We start from the raw sequence: 15,627 nt of genomic DNA, 5'->3' as shown, positions 1-15,627 counted from the left end.
GCTCCCAAATTAAAATGCGATTCTAGAAGAATAGCTCCAAACTAAAGTTTTCGTCCCATCATTTCACCTTCCCAGATGGCTTGCTCAATCATCCTTGGAGAAACCGAATCACCAACCCTATATACTTCATTAATTTTGCCTTTCAATGACTTATACAGATCTTGTCTGGAAAGATTATATGTGATGTAAATAAATGTATCGTATCCTTTTAGTTCTATCTCTTGGTTTGAATACACATTCCTAATAGTTGCCTGATCTCCATTTATTGCTACCAATGCATGATGAGGAGTCATAATTACATTCATCTTTGAGAGACGTTCTAACAGCATCGTCCTGTTGCTAGGCTCTAAGTTTTGGCCTACATACAGTAATGGGGTAACAATATTGACGTTTTTTCCTTCAGAGGCTAACTGTTCAGCGAGACCCCCCCCCTTGAATTGACCTCCTCCGTCAATAATCAAGACATTCTCCCCAATGACTGCTCTTGCTTCCAAGACATCATAAACGTTATAAACATTGTCCTGCTCCGAGCCTGGTACATTGATTTGTGCGGAGCACGAACCAGTGGCAACAACTATGGCATCAGGTTGAAGGGCCAGAACACTCTCAACGGTAGCATCTGAGTTGTACATAACTTGAACACCTAAACGATTGATTCGTTTAACAAGATGATCAGAAACCTTAATGAGTTGATCTCTATAAGGCAATGTGCTTGCAAGCTGCAGCTGGCCTCCCAATCGGTCAGTCTTTTCAATAAGGGTGACATGATGGCCACGTAGTGCCGCAATTTCACTTACCTTTAATCCTGAAGGTCCTCCGCCAATTACGACAACATTTTTTCTTTCAACAGCCGGCTGTAATGTGCCAATACCCAAGGTTTTTTCACGCCCAGCTGCCGGGTTATGGATACAGCGGATCGCCTTATCCTGCATAACCTGATAAATACATCCATCATTACAGCTGATACACTCTCTTATATCTCCAGCATTTCCGGTCAGCGCTTTGTTTGGAAGCTCAGGGTCAGCTATCAGCGGTCGAGCCATTCCAATCATATCAGCCTGGCCGTCTGCCAATATTTTTTCAGCCTGCTCTGGTGTTGTTATTCGTCCGAATGCCACAACAGGAAGCTTAATATTTTCTTTCAAAGCGGCACTCATGTGTACCGCAAATCCCTTTGGGACTGCTGCAGGCGGTATTTCCATCTGAAAGCTGGAGAAAGTTCCTGCATCGGTATTGATATATGTAACTTGGCCTGTTTTTTCAAATGTTTTTGCAAGCTTGACGCCATAATCGAGATTGTAACCCCATGTAGTATATTCATCCAGGCAGAGACGGATGCCTACAGGGAATTCATCCCCTACTTGTTCCCTTATGGCAGCGATGACTTCTAATGGCAAACGTAGTCTATTTTCATACGTCCCGCCATATTCATCTGTACGTCGGTTAAAAAATTCAGATACAAATGAACGCAGCAGACCGTCATGTGCTACTTTAATTTCTACTCCGTCAAAGCCGGCCTGCTTAAAATGAAGCGCTGTTTTAGCGAAGCCTTCGATCACCTCATGAATGTCTTCAATTTCCATTTCTTTTGTATTAAATTGACTTGAGGGTTCCGGCATTTGAGTAGGCGCATATAATAATTCGGGTGGATTTTTTAACGTCGTGTGTCCTCCATGATTAATCTGGCCAAAAATCTTTCCGCCGCTTTCGTGAACAAGTTCTGAATACATTTTAAGCTTTGGAACAATATTGGGGTCCCAACCATGTAAGAAGCGGTCTGACATTTTTCCGGATGGGGAACAAGCGATTGCATACATAATAACAAGTCCTGCACCGCCTTTTGCCCGCTCAGCCAAATATAATGCATCGCGTTCTGTCGGTGTTCCATCCTCTGCCGCAAGAGCGTTAAAATGCGGGAGAAAAACGATTCTATTTTTAATGGTGACGTTACCTAATGTAATTGGTTTAAAAAGATGCTCAAAGTTATTTTTTTCTCCACTTGGTTCCAGCTTTTCGATTTCGATGGTAGTCATCTCTGCTTCCCTCCAATTTTAAGCTTCTTCCCTACGTACCCATATATCTAAAACTACTGCCAATCCAATAATGGCACCCTTGATCATTAGTTGATAAGCGTATGTCATACCCAATAAAGTAAGACCATTACTTAGAACACCAATTATTAACGCTCCTCCCAATGCTCCGATAACTGTTCCGTAGCCGCCGCTAAACTTTGTACCACCAAGAACAGCAGCCGCAATGGCATCTAGTTCCCAACCTGTTCCAGAGTCGGGCAAGCCTGCTGACAGACGGCCTGCTAAAATAAGTCCGCTAAAAGCAGAAAGCAATCCACTGATTACGAACACCATAATTTTCACCCGTTTTACATTGACTCCTGCTAATGAAGCTGCATGTGCTCCTCCACCGGTAGCATAAATATGTCTTCCAAAAACAGTTTTATTCAATGTATAGTGGGCAATCAATAGAATAGCGGCGAGATAAATAAGGACAATCGGGATTGGGCCAATGTTCATGGTCGCCAAATCCACAAAAACAGTTGAGTTAATAGTTATTGGTGCTGAACCAGGACTTGATGCTAAGGACATTCCTCGCAATATCGACATTGTGACCAATGTTGCCAGAAAAGCGGTTACCTGAACCTTCACAACCATCAAACCATTTATTAACCCGATAAAAGCTCCTATGAGCAAGGATATAATTATAATCAAAAATGGGTTTAATCCAGTTTGTAGACCAATGGCTGTTGTCATACCTGTGATACCAATGATTGCACCTACTGATAAATCAATTTCCCCAGCAATAATGACATAAGTCATCCCAAACGCAACAATGGCAATCATGGCTGTTTGCCTAACGATATTCATAAAATTGGTAAAGCTCATAAAATGTGGGGAAAGATAACTGAAAATAAGGACCAATAATACCAAACCTATAAAAATAATCGTTTGCGATTGACCCAATATACTTCTAAACTGTTTTAATGTATTTTTTTCTCCTAAAGGTGCTTTAGCGATTTTTGGTTTTTGTATTTCCGGAGTCATAGATTAAGCCCCCCCTGTAGAGTAGTAAAGGATGTTATTATCGTTAATCTCTTCTCCAACAAGTACTTTTTTGACTTGTCCGTCATAAAGAATCAGTGTACGATCCGCTAAAGCAACAAGCTCCGGCAATTCAGAAGAAACGACGACAATCGCCATCCCTTGTTCTGCTAAAGTTCTGAACAAAACCTGCAATTCAGTTTTTGCAACTATATCGATCCCCTGGGTCGGTTCATCCAATAAAAGCACCTTTGGTTTTAAATTTAGGCATCGAGAAATGACGACCTTTTGCTGATTTCCCCCGCTCAATTTCCCTACAGGTTTATTCCGATAGGGTGGCTGAATGTTAAGACTAGCTATATTGTCGGTTGCTATTTCTTGTTCCTTTTTTTCTTTGGTAATTCCACCTGGAAAATAGTTAGACAGATTAGTTAAAGTTAAGTTTTTCTGTATGGACATGCCGGGGATAATCCCTTCATTTTTCCTGTCTTCAGGCACCATTATTATGCCATTTCTAATTGCATCCTGAATGCTTCTAATGTTGCAATCCTTACCTTTTAACTTTATAATCCCTGAAGAGATTTGATCCATTCCTGCAATAGCCCTTAAAATCTCAGTTCTTCCACTTCCAAGCAAGCCGGCAATTCCGAGTATTTCTCCTTCATACACCTCAAAGCTAATGTTTTTATATTTGTTAAATGAAAGGTTTTTTACTTCCAAAGCAGGTGTTCCTGAAAATCTCTTTATCTGCTTTTTAGTAGCCAATTCATTGAAGTGCTGATTGCCAATCATCATATTAATAACCTGTTTTGTATCCATATCCTTTGTATTCGCAGTCTTAATTTTTTTTCCGTCACGAAGAACAGTCAGCCTATCAGATATCTCAAAAATTTCATCCATCCTGTGAGATACATATACTATTGCAGTCCCTCTGGATTTAAGTGTTTTAATAACTTCAAATAGTTTTTCCTGCTCTTCTTTTGTTAATGCTGTTGTTGGTTCGTCCATAACTATAATCTTTGCCTCACTTGAGATTGCGCGGGCTATTTCGATTACTTGACGCTCACCAATGCTTAGACTGCTAACTTTTTTAGCGGGATTTATAGTAAGTCCTATACTTTCGAGAATGCCTTTTGCTTCTTCTTCCATCTCCCTTTCATTCAGCGCAATTCCTTTTGTTTTTTCTCTCGATAAAAACAAATTGGCCGCAACCGTAAGATTTGGCAGAATGCTTAATTCCTGGAAAATCATAGCGATACCAAGTTGTTGAGATTTCTTTCTAGAATTGATTTCAACTTCCTGGCCATCAATTACTATTTTTCCTTCTTCCGGTTTATAAACACCAGCAAGAATTTTCATTAAGGTTGTTTTTCCTGCCCCGTTACCTCCTAACAAGGCATGAACTTCTCCCTTTCGAAGGGTGAATTCTACTTTGTCACAAGCCTTTGTACCAGGGAAGATTTTTGTTATATCCTTCATTTCCAGTACATTTTGTTCCAACATTAATCCCCCTTAAAAGATTTGGGTTAGAGTACTAACCCAAATCGATTTAGATGATAGAACTTATTTATTAAAAAATACTTTATCGTAGACTTCGTCTACATTATCAGATGAAGTAGCAAGTGTTGGAACCGTTACATATTTTGGAACTTCACCGCCAGCCATTTTCTTTAACAAAGCAAGGGTTTTATATTTTCCTTCAGCATAAAGATCCTGGGAAGAAGTGAATACAACAATTCCACCTTCTTTTTGCATGCCCTGTGCAAGGTGATCGCTTAGATCATGTGTTACTACAAGAACATCATCACGACCAGAAGAACGAACAGCTGCTTCCATACCTAGGGCAGGGGTTTCATAAACTCCAAACGCTCCAACTATATCCGGATTTGCCGTCATAATATTTTCGAATTCCTGCTGAGCTTGGTCAGCCGTATCAGCTTGGCCTCTCGCTACAATTTTATAACCTTCCTCTCGAACAGCATCTTCAAAGCCTCTTACTCTTTGTTCACAGGTTAATATGTAAGAACGTAATCCAACCGTGGCTAAAGATTTGCTTTTAATTCCTTTTTCTTTTAACTCTTTGACCAATGCTTTACCTGCTTCAAATCCCCCACCATAACCATCAGGGTCTACTAAACTTACAAACTCTCCTTGATTTGGCGGTCCTCCACCTAATACAACAGGAATCTTGGCATCATTTAATTTCTTAACGGCCGGGCCAAAGGCAGCAGTATCTACTCCAATGGCAACTACACCATCCACTTTTTTCAGGATTAAGGATTCAACATCACTGATTTGCTTATTTAAATTTCGTTGAGCGTCTACTAACGTATATTTTCCTCCAAAGGATTCTACTGTTTCTTTAATAGCTTGCCCGATCACTTTTTCTGAGGCGATATCTCCAAAGTGAACAGAATAACCAACATAAGGCTTCATCTCTTTAATTTTTTCAATCTCAGCAGAAGTAAGTTCCAATTTTTCTACGCCAGCTGGTTCACCAAGTGCTTGCTCTTCCTTCAAAGGTGGTAATTTTGCAAGTCCCTCTTTCGCAGTTTTCTCCGTTGCAGCAGAATTTGATGAGTTATCCTTTGTAGTTACGTCCGCACAGCCTGCAAGTATACCCGTACTTAATAACGATCCAGCTAAGATAGAATAAGCAATTTTTTTCTTCATAGTTAATCCCCTTCATTAAAGATATTTTTTTGTAAGTGTCTACAAAATTGGGTTTAATTTTATCTACTGAAAGACTTTTTTGATAAAAAATTAAGTAGTTAAAGTTGAAATTTACGACCCGCTTTTGCTCCGCAAGAATCGCGTATTATAAGATGGTCATCAAGCATAAATTGTTTTTTTGGCAATTCTTTTGTTTCAATTAGTTCAAGCAATAACTCCATGGCCTTATAGCCAATTTGGTACATTGGTTGCACAATCGTGGTCAATGCCGGTTCGACAATTTCTCCAAGTGAGACTCCATCAAACCCGACGATGGCAACATCATCTGGAATACTCCAACCATTCTGTTTTATTGCTTTTATTGCACCGACTGCCATGTCATCACTTGCTGCAAATACGGCACTAGGTGGTTTTTCTAACGCCATGAATTTAAGCATCATGTTAAATCCAGATTTGCTAGAAAAGTCACCTTCTTGTATAAGTGAAGGTTCCATCGGTATATCATTATGGGCTAAGGCTTGATAATACCCTTTCAGGCGATCACGGCTTAAAATATTGTCCATAGGTCCAGTAATTAAACCAATACGACGGTGTCCCAATGTTATTAAATGATCCGTCGCTTTTCGGGAAGCGCTTACATTATCGATTGAAACAGTAGGTATAAATGAACCTTCTAAATACTCACATGCTAAAACTACAGGGTACTGTTCTGACCATTCCTTTATAAATTCATGTTCCACTCTAGCCGTAAGGAGAATCGTTCCATCTATTTGCTTTTGAGGGAGCAGTTCCAAATAATCCTTTTCACGATTCGGTTGATTGTCTGTATTACCTAGTAATACTTTGTAACCTTTCTTGCGTGCAACATTTTCAATTCCTTTTAGAATCTTTGAAAAAAAGGGATTTGTTATATCCGGAATGATTACCATAATGGTTTTTGTTTCCATCCTACGCAATTGTCTAGCTAAAATATTAGGTCGATAATTCAATTGATCAATGGCATCTAACACTTTTCTTTTAGTTTCATCTGCAACATTTACCTCATTGCCTAGTACACGTGATACAGTTGCGGGAGAAACCTTGGCCAAATTAGCGACATCTGTAATACGAACCATTTCCTATTCCTTTCACCCCAATTGATTTGGAAAGACCATTGATGCATTCTCTAAACACTTCTTCCCCAACCCGCCAGCAGAAGTTATTTATTGCTTTTTTTACAATTTCATTAGCATGAAATGCATTTCAAATAGTAAAACTTAAAGATAAAATAAAAGAACTTGCCTATTATTGAGTATTTGCCTCCTTTTGTTTGATTGGTAATTTAACTGTTTATTTCATGAAATGGATTTCAGCAAAATGAAAATATCTAACCTTTAAATCATCCTAGCATGCTTGATTTTATTAGAACAATAAAATAAATTCCAAAAATTCTGACAACATTTTTCGACATTTTGTTATCAAACGATGAAATCGTTTTCGTTTTTGTTTTGTTATATATATTTTTTATATATTCTAATGCCTTTGAAAGCAACATGACAGAATGTAATCCTGCCTGTCCGTCTTCAGCAGCATTGATTCAGATTTTCCTCCATGTGGTATAATTTACCTTCTTGGTTATACTACAAGTATTGAGCTGGTGTTTCAATTAATCAAGTAAGGTCTTAAAAACGGTTGCTACGTTCAACTAGTGGAAAGATTTTATTACAGAAGATTTATAAGAGGAATCCTTTTATTACCTTTAATATATTAGGACAACACAGATTTGGACGGGTGAAGTCGCACTCCACCCGTTTCCAGTTCATAATAAGAACTTATAGATGTTTTTACAAACTTATTTCGACACATTTAATTTGTCACGATATTCAATATTTAGGTATGAAACGCGCGTTCATTGTAAAATTCCATATTTAGTTGCGAAAGTTTCAGCTTTTGTTGCGAAGTCCCAGATTTTCATGCAAAAACAAATGTCACATCAATTTCACACGCACGGAGATCATGGTTATGGGTTGAGTATCATCTATCTTGGCATTCCATCGAATGCTTCCATTAGTGAATTTACCGCTTTGTCAAAGTCAACAAAAACAAAATTATCTTTTGATGATTCTAATAATGAACCATTATAGCCATATGCTCGAAAATACCCCTCTGCTGTAGGATGTTCCTCCACTGAGCCGATTTCATAGTCAATTCCTTCAACATTCATGATCACATCTGTTAAGCCATGATCAACAACATCTAATCTTATATCCATGGTTGTCCATCCTTTATACGTTTTTATTTGTACGCCTTGTTGTTAGTCTATTTATGGACGTTAAAGAAATATCTACTCTTTTATCACATCTCAAGATGTTTATTTTCCCAATCGTCGACCCACTCAGGTGCATTTAATTTGTTAACCAGTTCTATGAACGTTTCACACTTCTTTTATTCCCTCTTTGTAGTTCTGCCTCGTTTTTTAACCCTCTCTGCAAGGAGTAGCACATGATTACCATGATAATGGCAAATGGAAGGGCTGCTGCGATGGAAGCAGTTTGCAAAACGTCTAAGCCTCCAGCCAATAGCAATACAGCGGCTACAGCAGATTGGATGACACCCCATGTCATTTTAATTCTGTTTGAAGGATTCAATGTTCCGCCTTCACTTAACATCCCTAATACGAATGTTGCGGTATCGGCAACTGTTATATAATAGATTGCGACCACAGCAAATCCCAGAACGCTTAACAAGGTACTTAATGGCAGATAATCAAAGAATGTAAAGATGGACAGGTTTACGTTTTCAGCGATATTCTTGGCCAATTCATGATTTCCCTTATTTTGAACGAGATCAAGCGCTGAACCTCCAAATACAGACATCCATAAACATGTTCCGAGAGTGGGGACAATAAGTACCCCGACCACAAACTCCCGTACTGTCCTTCCTTTTGAAACCCGGGCAATAAACATGCCGACGAATGGTGCCCAGGCAATCCACCATGCCCAGTAAAATAATGTCCACGATGCTATCCATTCCTTATCGCCAAATGGATTTAACCTTAAACTCATTTCCAAATAGTCACCAAGATAAAGACCCATTGTATTAAAAAAAACTTGAATGACAGTCAATGCAGGACCGACAAACAATATCAAAAGCATGATTGCAACTGATAAGATAATCGCGGCGTTGGATAAATACTTTATTCCTTTTTCTAAGCCGGTATTAATGGAAATTATAAAAAGGACTGTTGCGACGATGATCACAACCAACTGGATAAATAACGTATTAGGAATGCCGAATATGTCATGCATTCCGGCTGTAACCTGCATGGCCCCAAGTCCCAAAGAGGTTGCGATACCGAAGACTGTAGCAAAGATAGACAGAATATCGATCGTTTTGCCTATTGGCCCGTGGATTCTGTCTCCTAAGATCGGATGGAATACTGAACTGATAGCCGCCGGGAGTCTTTTATTGTATTGGAAAAAAGCAAGGGCTAATCCAATAACAGTGTATATCGCCCACGGGTCAAGGCCCCAATGAAAAAAAGTGAATTTCATTGCGGTGTTGGCTGCCTCAGCGGTATAAGGCTTTCCATACGGAGGAGCTGTGTAGTGAGTGACCGGTTCAGCGACACTCCAGTACACAATCCCGATACCCATACCGGCACCGAACAACATTGCCAGCCAGGAACCTGTACTGAAATCCGGCTTGTCCGTTTTCCTGCCGAGACGGATATGGCCATACTTGGAAAACAGTAAATAGATGGAGAAGACCACAAAGAATAGGGTAGCCCCAAGATAAACCCATCCAAGATAATCAATCGAGCCCTGATACACGGCGTTGGTCACTTTAGTAAGATTTTCTGTAAAAAAAACTCCCCATAGAATGAAAATGAGGGTAAGCAATAAGGAGATAATAAAGACACTATTTTCTTTAAATTTGTTGTTATCCATGGAGACCTCCTGGCAATGTTGAAGACTATTGTGTTTTTTAATAAAAATATATATCCATCAAAAGGCTGCTCAGGTATTAAACGGATTATATTGGAATTCCCACTTATCGGTATCCATCAACTCTTCATGCTTAAGCTCCACTCCACCTCCAAGGTAAATCGTTTTCCCTTTGATTGCCACTACCATGGCTTCAAAAATCTCATCACTATCCCTTTTTTTATAGACATCCCCCAACTGCGTAGATAGCTCGCCGTAAGGATGAATGATTTGTTGGCCAGTGTCTTCCAGGTTTTCTTCTTCAAAATTTATCATGTCTTTATAATCTATGGGATGGCTGTCAGGAGCACGGCCAGGTACCATTAATAAATATTCATTATGCTTGATTCCATTAGAGTCACTGGTGATGATCCCTTTTCTATCAACAGTTTCCACCACTTCAATTTCATTTAATGAATAATGGTCCAGTGTGTCGGGTGTCGGATTATTAATTAAAATATAATCTCCTGGTGCAGGGTTTTGATTATTTCTAAGCGTATAGACCTTATGATCAAAGATAAAGCTGTCAAGCTCTTTTGGAATATACTTTTCCACATGAACTGCTTTGGTTATATGCTGTGATAAGTCCCTAAGCTTGACAAGATGAACAGACAGCTTAAACATTGGTTTTACTCCATATACTCTGTGTAACTCGTTGTTAAAATATACAAATTGCCCTTTTCTTACCTGATATAATTTCAAAAGTAAATCCCCCTTCAATTTAAGTTTAAAAGGTTAACATAAGTAATAAGCGTGGAGGGCTGGTGCATAGTTTTTGTGATTTCAATTATTATTAGGATGTCTTTTTATAGAAAAAACATGTTGTTAAACTCTTTCATCGCAGGAGTTTTAGTCATTTTATCCCGCAAATAAAAATACCAGCCTTTTTTCAAGCTGGTACTCCCTCATTTATTTATTTCCTTTATGTCGTGCGCCCTTTTGTTTTCTTTTAAAATTTGGGTAATCTCTCCCATATCACCACCAGCACCCATAACGCGAACCATATCCAGCATATCAACAGATTCTAGCTCTTCATCAATTTTATTATTGTCTTTTTCGTCCTGTTTCATATTGCCTCCAGGTTTCAGTTTTTGATTAGCATTTCCTTTTTAATCAGGAATACTCTGTATGAAAACAAAGAATATATTAGTATATGTGAAGGTCCTCTGTCAGGATAGTATTTTTACTGCTTCCTCTACAATTCAGACAGTTAGGTGGGTTTTTAACAGGTTTACATCAATCGAGGAAGGCTTCCCTTCCAGAATTACAGTCCCCCGGTCTAATACATATAAATAGTCCGCATTCTCCAAAAGAAAATCGATGTTGTGGTCAACCATAATGATGCCAATATCTTTTTCCTTGACCAATTGAATAATAACCTCTTGGATTTTAGATACAATCGAAGGCTGTATCCCTTCTGTCGGTTCATCCAGCAATAAAACAGAAGGATTTCCGACAAGGGCGCGCGCGAAGGCAAGTTGCTGCTGCTGACCCCCGCTTAAGTCGCCGCCTTTTCGCTGAAGCATTTCAAGCAAGACAGGAAATAATTGAAAGACTTCTTCAGGAAGTAATGGTTTTCTTGTATTTTGGGCTTCTAAACCCAGCAATAAATTTTCCTCTACAGTTAAAGTGGAAAATATCTCCCTGCCTTGGGGGATGTATCCGATCCCTTTTTTCACACGTTTTTCGGGTTCGGTCTTAGTAATGTTGAAATGGTCAATAGAGATGGTGCCACCTTGTGATGTAAGCAGTCCAATAATGGTTTTTAACAAAGTCGTCTTACCGACTCCGTTGCGGCCTAGAACGCCGACAAGCTCGCCTCTTTCCACCTGGAGGGATATATTGTGGAGAACCCGGCTTTCCTGGTAGCCCGCCGCAACATGATCAACTGTTAACATAACTATTCCTTCTTTCCCAGGTAGATTTCTGCAACTTCTTTATTTTGGCGAACCTCTTCCATCGTTCCTTTACATAAAACTTTCCCTTCACTCATAACCGTAACTATCTCTGAAAATTGCTGCACAAAATCCATATCATGCTCCACAATAACTACTGCACATGTCTTGGCAATATCCTGAATCAGCTTTCCAGTCCTTTCTCTTTCATATCCGCTCATACCGGCAATCGGTTCATCCAGGAGCAGCAGCAACGGATCTGTTACAAGCTGCATGCCTATTTCAAGCCATTGTTTTTGGCCATGCGATAAAGATCCCGCTTTAATGGCCCTCAGTTCATACAAATCGACAAAATGAAGAATTTCCTCTACCTTTTTAACTGATTCTGCATTCAATCTTCTTTTAAATAAAGTGGCCGTCCGTTCGGATGACAGTACTGCCAGTTCTAAATTTTCTTCGACAGTTAAATCGAGGAATACAGAAGGGGTTTGGAATTTCCGTTTTACCCCAAGCCTTGCAATTTCAAATTCCTTCTTCCTGGTTAGCGATTCTTGCTGGCTAAATATTATGTCCCCGCCTAATGGCTTCGTCTTTCCGCAAATTACATCTAGTAAAGTCGTCTTACCTGCACCATTCGGCCCAATCAAAAAATGCACTTCATTCTGATGGATTTCCAAGTTGACCCCTTGAAGTGCCCGGAATCCATCAAAGGAGACTTCAACTTCTTTGCATGACAGTATCTGCTTCATTTTTTATTTCCTCCACTTCCTTGGGCCGTCTTAGTCTTTGCCGTACAGAGTGATAAAGCCCGACAAGACCATTCGGCATGAATAAAACAATACTGATAAACATAAATCCTAATAAAAACAACCAGTAGTCAGGATAATTTTCACTAAAGAAGGTTTTGGCACTGTTGGTTACAATCGCACCGATAATGGCTCCAATCAAGGAAGTCCTGCCGCCGATGGCTACCCATAACACCATTTCAATGGAAGGAATAATTCCCATCATTTCAGGAGAAATCAATCCAACTTGAAGGACAAACAATACACCAGCTATTCCGGCAAATGCAGCGGAAAGTATATATACCAGTACTTGATAGATGGTGGTGTTATACCCTAAGAAGCGCGCCCTATTTTCACTATCCCTTACAGCAATCAATAATTTCCCTGCCTTTGTCTGAATGATATAACGGGATAAGAGAAAAATCATAAGTAGCACTGCTGCTGTGATAAAATATAAAATAATTTGTGTCACAGGATCGGTTAAAGAGATTCCTAGGACCGTCTGGAAGTTTGTCAGCCCATTTGTTCCTCCTGTCCATTGCTGGTTGCCAATGCACAACGTAACGAAGATCACTACTATCGCTTGCGAAATCAGCGAGAAATAAACACCCTTGATTCGGTTTTTGAACGTTAAATAACCAATAACAGCAGCTAAGAATGCAGGCAACAAGACCGCAGCACCCAAAGCAAAGCCAAAACTGTCAAATGGTTTCCAGAACCATGGCAAAGAGGCGATACCGCTCCAGCTCATAAAGTCAGGAAGTGAACCAGTTGCTGCTTCCATTTTTAAATACATGGCCATGCAATAGCCACCGATCCCAAAGTACACCCCATGTCCAAGGCTTAAAATACCGGTATAACCCCAGATTAGGGAGATGCCAATCGCGATGATTGCAAATGTTAAGAATTTCCCTAATAACGAAAGCCGGAATTCCGTTAAATAAAACGGGGCCAGAAACAGGGCGAGAAAAATGATCCAGTTGGAATACGTAAGTTTTTTCACGTTTACCCTCCTAATCTAGCGTACGTGTTTTTACTGTTACAATACCTGAAGGACGCCATTGCAAGAATAGAATAATAAATAAAAAGACAATAACTTTAGCCGTTGTGGCACTTGACGAATATTCTACAAAGGTAGAGATCAGGCCAACTCCGAATCCCCCAAAAACTGTGCCGATAATTTTCCCAATGCCGCCAAATATGACAACCATGAAGGCATCAACAATATAATAGGTTCCTATAGTAGGACCGATTGAACCAATGGCAGTTAACGCACACCCAGCGACTCCAGCTAAGCCGGAACCAATCGTAAAAGCCATTGCATCAACCTTTCGGACGGAAACACCAAGACAGGATGCCATCGGACGGTTCAAAGTGACTGCTCTGATTTTTCGGCCGGATGCCGATTTTTCAAGATACATATATAATAGGAAGACACTTAGAGCAACAATCGCTAAAATAAACAGCCGTTTATATGGCAGTACAGCACCTAAGACTTCCACCCCTCCATCAAGCCAGGACGGGGCAGCCACCGCAACGTTAGGGGCCCCGAAAATGGTTCTTGCTGCCTGCTGCAGAATCAAACTGACTCCCCATGTAGCGAGCAAGCTGTCCAAGGGCCGATGATACAGATACTGTATTAGAAATTTTTCGATTAAATATCCTATAAATCCAGCAACCAAAAATGAAATCGGAATCGCTATAAAGTAATAGTAAGAGAATAGCGATGGGAAATATGTTGAAAAAATATTTTGTATAACATAGGTGGTATAAGCTCCAATCATGATCAATTCTCCGTGTGCCATATTTATGACCTTCATTAAACCAAATGTAATCGCCAGGCCTATGGCTATCAAAAGCATGATCGAACCTAAACTGATCCCATTAAACAACTGAGTAATGATATTTTCCATCCATTCCACCTCCATCAGGAAGAAATCCTATTTTCTCAGAGAGAAAGAAGGATTATTCCTTCCTTCTCTCTGAGACGTCACCTAAAGTCCTTTAGCCCATTCGTATGTTTTTAAGTACGGATCCGGTTTTACAGCTTCTCCTGAATTCCAAAGCTCCTTAAATTGCCCATCAGCCTGGATTTCACCAATTCGCACTGTTTTATAAACATGCTGTGTCTCTCCGTCAATTTTCACTTTTCCGCCTGGTGCATTAATTTCGATACCGTCGGATGCTGCCTTCACTTTATCTACATCAAATGATCCAGCTTTTTTTACAGCCTCTGCCCATAAATGGACGGCAAAGTAGGCAGCCTCAATCGGATCATCGGTAACGCGGCCTTCTCCATATTTCTCTTTGTACTTCTTAACAAACTCCTTGTTTTCTGGAGTCTCAGTTGTCTGGAAGTAATTCCAGGCTGCTAAATGTCCTTCGAGAACTTCAGCGCCGATTCCGCGAATTTCTTCTTCAGCAATACTTACACTAAGTACCGTTACATCCTTTGATGTGAGGCCGGCATCTTTTAACTGTTTAAAGAAAGCAACGTTGCTATCTCCATTCAATGTGTTATAAACTACCTCAGGTTTTTCCTTTTTAATTTTGCTGATCAAGGTACTATAATCCGTGTGGCCCATTGGAGTATACTCTTCGCCCAGCAGTTTGCCGCCCTCAGCCTTCAGTTGCGCTTTAATGATTTTATTGGCGGTACGCGGGAACACATAATCCGATCCAATGAGGAAGAAGTTCTTCCCTCTGTTTTCTAACAACCAGGATACAGAAGGAACGATTTGCTGATTGGTTGTGGCGCCTGTATAAAATATATTTGGCGACTGCTCCATCCCTTCATATTGAACCGGGTACCAAAGCAAGCCATTGTTTTGTTCAACTACTGGCAGCATGGATTTACGGCTGGCGGAGGTCCATCCGCCAAAAATAGTAGCTACCTCATCCTTCTGTAAAAGTTTCTTTGCTTTTTCAGCAAAAGTAGGCCAATCTGATGCTCCATCCTCGACAATCGGTTTGATCTGTTTTCCCAAGAGCCCTCCCGAAGCATTAATCTCTTCAATGGCCATTAATTCAGCGTCTCGTAAGGAAACCTCACTTATTGCCATCGTTCCGCTAAGGGAATGCAGGATTCCAACTTCTACTTCTTCAGAACCGCTCTCTTTTTCCGTTGCTTTGGCTTTTTCAGCTTCTCCCTCTTTATTTACAAGATTAGAAGCAGCACAGCCAAATGTACCTAAGGACAATATCACAATAAACATCATCATGAATGCGGTTTTTAACCATCCAACTTTTTTCA

Annotated in this window: 14 protein-coding genes; all 14 read right to left on the bottom strand. The window is 39.9% G+C overall.

What is annotated here, in order from left to right; translation table 11 throughout:
* Positions 1-41: 41 nt before the first annotated feature.
* Positions 42-2,033 carry an oxidoreductase gene (locus CUU64_RS14940; RefSeq protein WP_101634389.1) on the bottom strand — a complete coding sequence of 664 codons (1,992 nt, stop codon included), beginning with the start codon at positions 2,031-2,033 and terminating at the stop codon, positions 42-44.
* 18 nt (positions 2,034-2,051) lie between these two features.
* Entirely contained in the window at positions 2,052-3,059 is a 1,008-nt protein-coding gene (locus CUU64_RS14935; RefSeq protein WP_101634388.1) for an ABC transporter permease, read from the bottom strand.
* 3 nt (positions 3,060-3,062) lie between these two features.
* On the bottom strand, positions 3,063-4,556 hold the full coding sequence (locus CUU64_RS14930; RefSeq protein WP_180954617.1) for a sugar ABC transporter ATP-binding protein: 1,494 nt from the start codon (positions 4,554-4,556) through the stop codon (positions 3,063-3,065).
* Between the two features lie 63 nt (positions 4,557-4,619).
* A complete protein-coding gene (locus CUU64_RS14925; protein WP_101634386.1) occupies positions 4,620-5,729 on the bottom strand; it encodes a substrate-binding domain-containing protein in 1,110 nt (369 codons plus the stop codon).
* 98 nt (positions 5,730-5,827) lie between these two features.
* The gene (locus CUU64_RS14920; RefSeq protein ID WP_101634385.1) at positions 5,828-6,844 is read right to left on the bottom strand and encodes a LacI family DNA-binding transcriptional regulator; all 1,017 of its coding nucleotides are present in this window, start codon (positions 6,842-6,844) and stop codon (positions 5,828-5,830) included.
* A gap of 902 nt (positions 6,845-7,746) precedes the next feature.
* Positions 7,747-7,980, bottom strand: a complete 234-nt coding sequence (locus CUU64_RS14915; RefSeq protein WP_101634384.1) for a hypothetical protein — start codon at positions 7,978-7,980, stop codon at positions 7,747-7,749.
* 151 nt (positions 7,981-8,131) lie between these two features.
* Positions 8,132-9,658 (bottom strand): glycine betaine uptake BCCT transporter, encoded by a 1,527-nt coding sequence (locus CUU64_RS14910; protein ID WP_101634383.1) that lies wholly within the window; start codon positions 9,656-9,658, stop codon positions 8,132-8,134.
* A gap of 69 nt (positions 9,659-9,727) precedes the next feature.
* Positions 9,728-10,396 carry a hypothetical protein gene (locus CUU64_RS14905; RefSeq protein WP_101634382.1) on the bottom strand — a complete coding sequence of 223 codons (669 nt, stop codon included), beginning with the start codon at positions 10,394-10,396 and terminating at the stop codon, positions 9,728-9,730.
* A gap of 203 nt (positions 10,397-10,599) precedes the next feature.
* Positions 10,600-10,764 (bottom strand): hypothetical protein, encoded by a 165-nt coding sequence (locus tag CUU64_RS22065; RefSeq protein ID WP_180954616.1) that lies wholly within the window; start codon positions 10,762-10,764, stop codon positions 10,600-10,602.
* A 132-nt stretch (positions 10,765-10,896) separates the two neighbouring features.
* Positions 10,897-11,592 carry an urea ABC transporter ATP-binding subunit UrtE gene (gene urtE, locus CUU64_RS14900; protein WP_101634381.1) on the bottom strand — a complete coding sequence of 232 codons (696 nt, stop codon included), beginning with the start codon at positions 11,590-11,592 and terminating at the stop codon, positions 10,897-10,899.
* Positions 11,593-11,594: 2 nt separating this feature from the next.
* Positions 11,595-12,338 carry an urea ABC transporter ATP-binding protein UrtD gene (urtD, locus tag CUU64_RS14895; RefSeq protein ID WP_101634380.1) on the bottom strand — a complete coding sequence of 248 codons (744 nt, stop codon included), beginning with the start codon at positions 12,336-12,338 and terminating at the stop codon, positions 11,595-11,597.
* Positions 12,307-13,377, bottom strand: coding sequence for an urea ABC transporter permease subunit UrtC (gene urtC, locus CUU64_RS14890; RefSeq protein ID WP_101634379.1), 1,071 nt, complete (start codon positions 13,375-13,377; stop codon positions 12,307-12,309). Before urtC ends, urtD begins: the two co-directional genes overlap by 32 nt.
* Before the next feature lie 10 nt (positions 13,378-13,387).
* Positions 13,388-14,287, bottom strand: coding sequence for an urea ABC transporter permease subunit UrtB (gene urtB / locus CUU64_RS14885; RefSeq protein WP_101634378.1), 900 nt, complete (start codon positions 14,285-14,287; stop codon positions 13,388-13,390).
* A gap of 81 nt (positions 14,288-14,368) precedes the next feature.
* A complete protein-coding gene (gene urtA / locus CUU64_RS14880; RefSeq protein ID WP_101634510.1) occupies positions 14,369-15,595 on the bottom strand; it encodes an urea ABC transporter substrate-binding protein in 1,227 nt (408 codons plus the stop codon).
* Positions 15,596-15,627 lie beyond the last annotated feature (32 nt).

Origin of the sequence: Bacillus sp. V5-8f (assembly GCF_002863565.1) — a bacterium.
Taxonomy (GTDB): Bacteria; Bacillota; Bacilli; order Bacillales; family DSM-1321; genus Peribacillus.
Note: the sequence above shows the minus strand (reverse complement) of the source record. Positions and strands in the feature narration are given on the sequence as shown.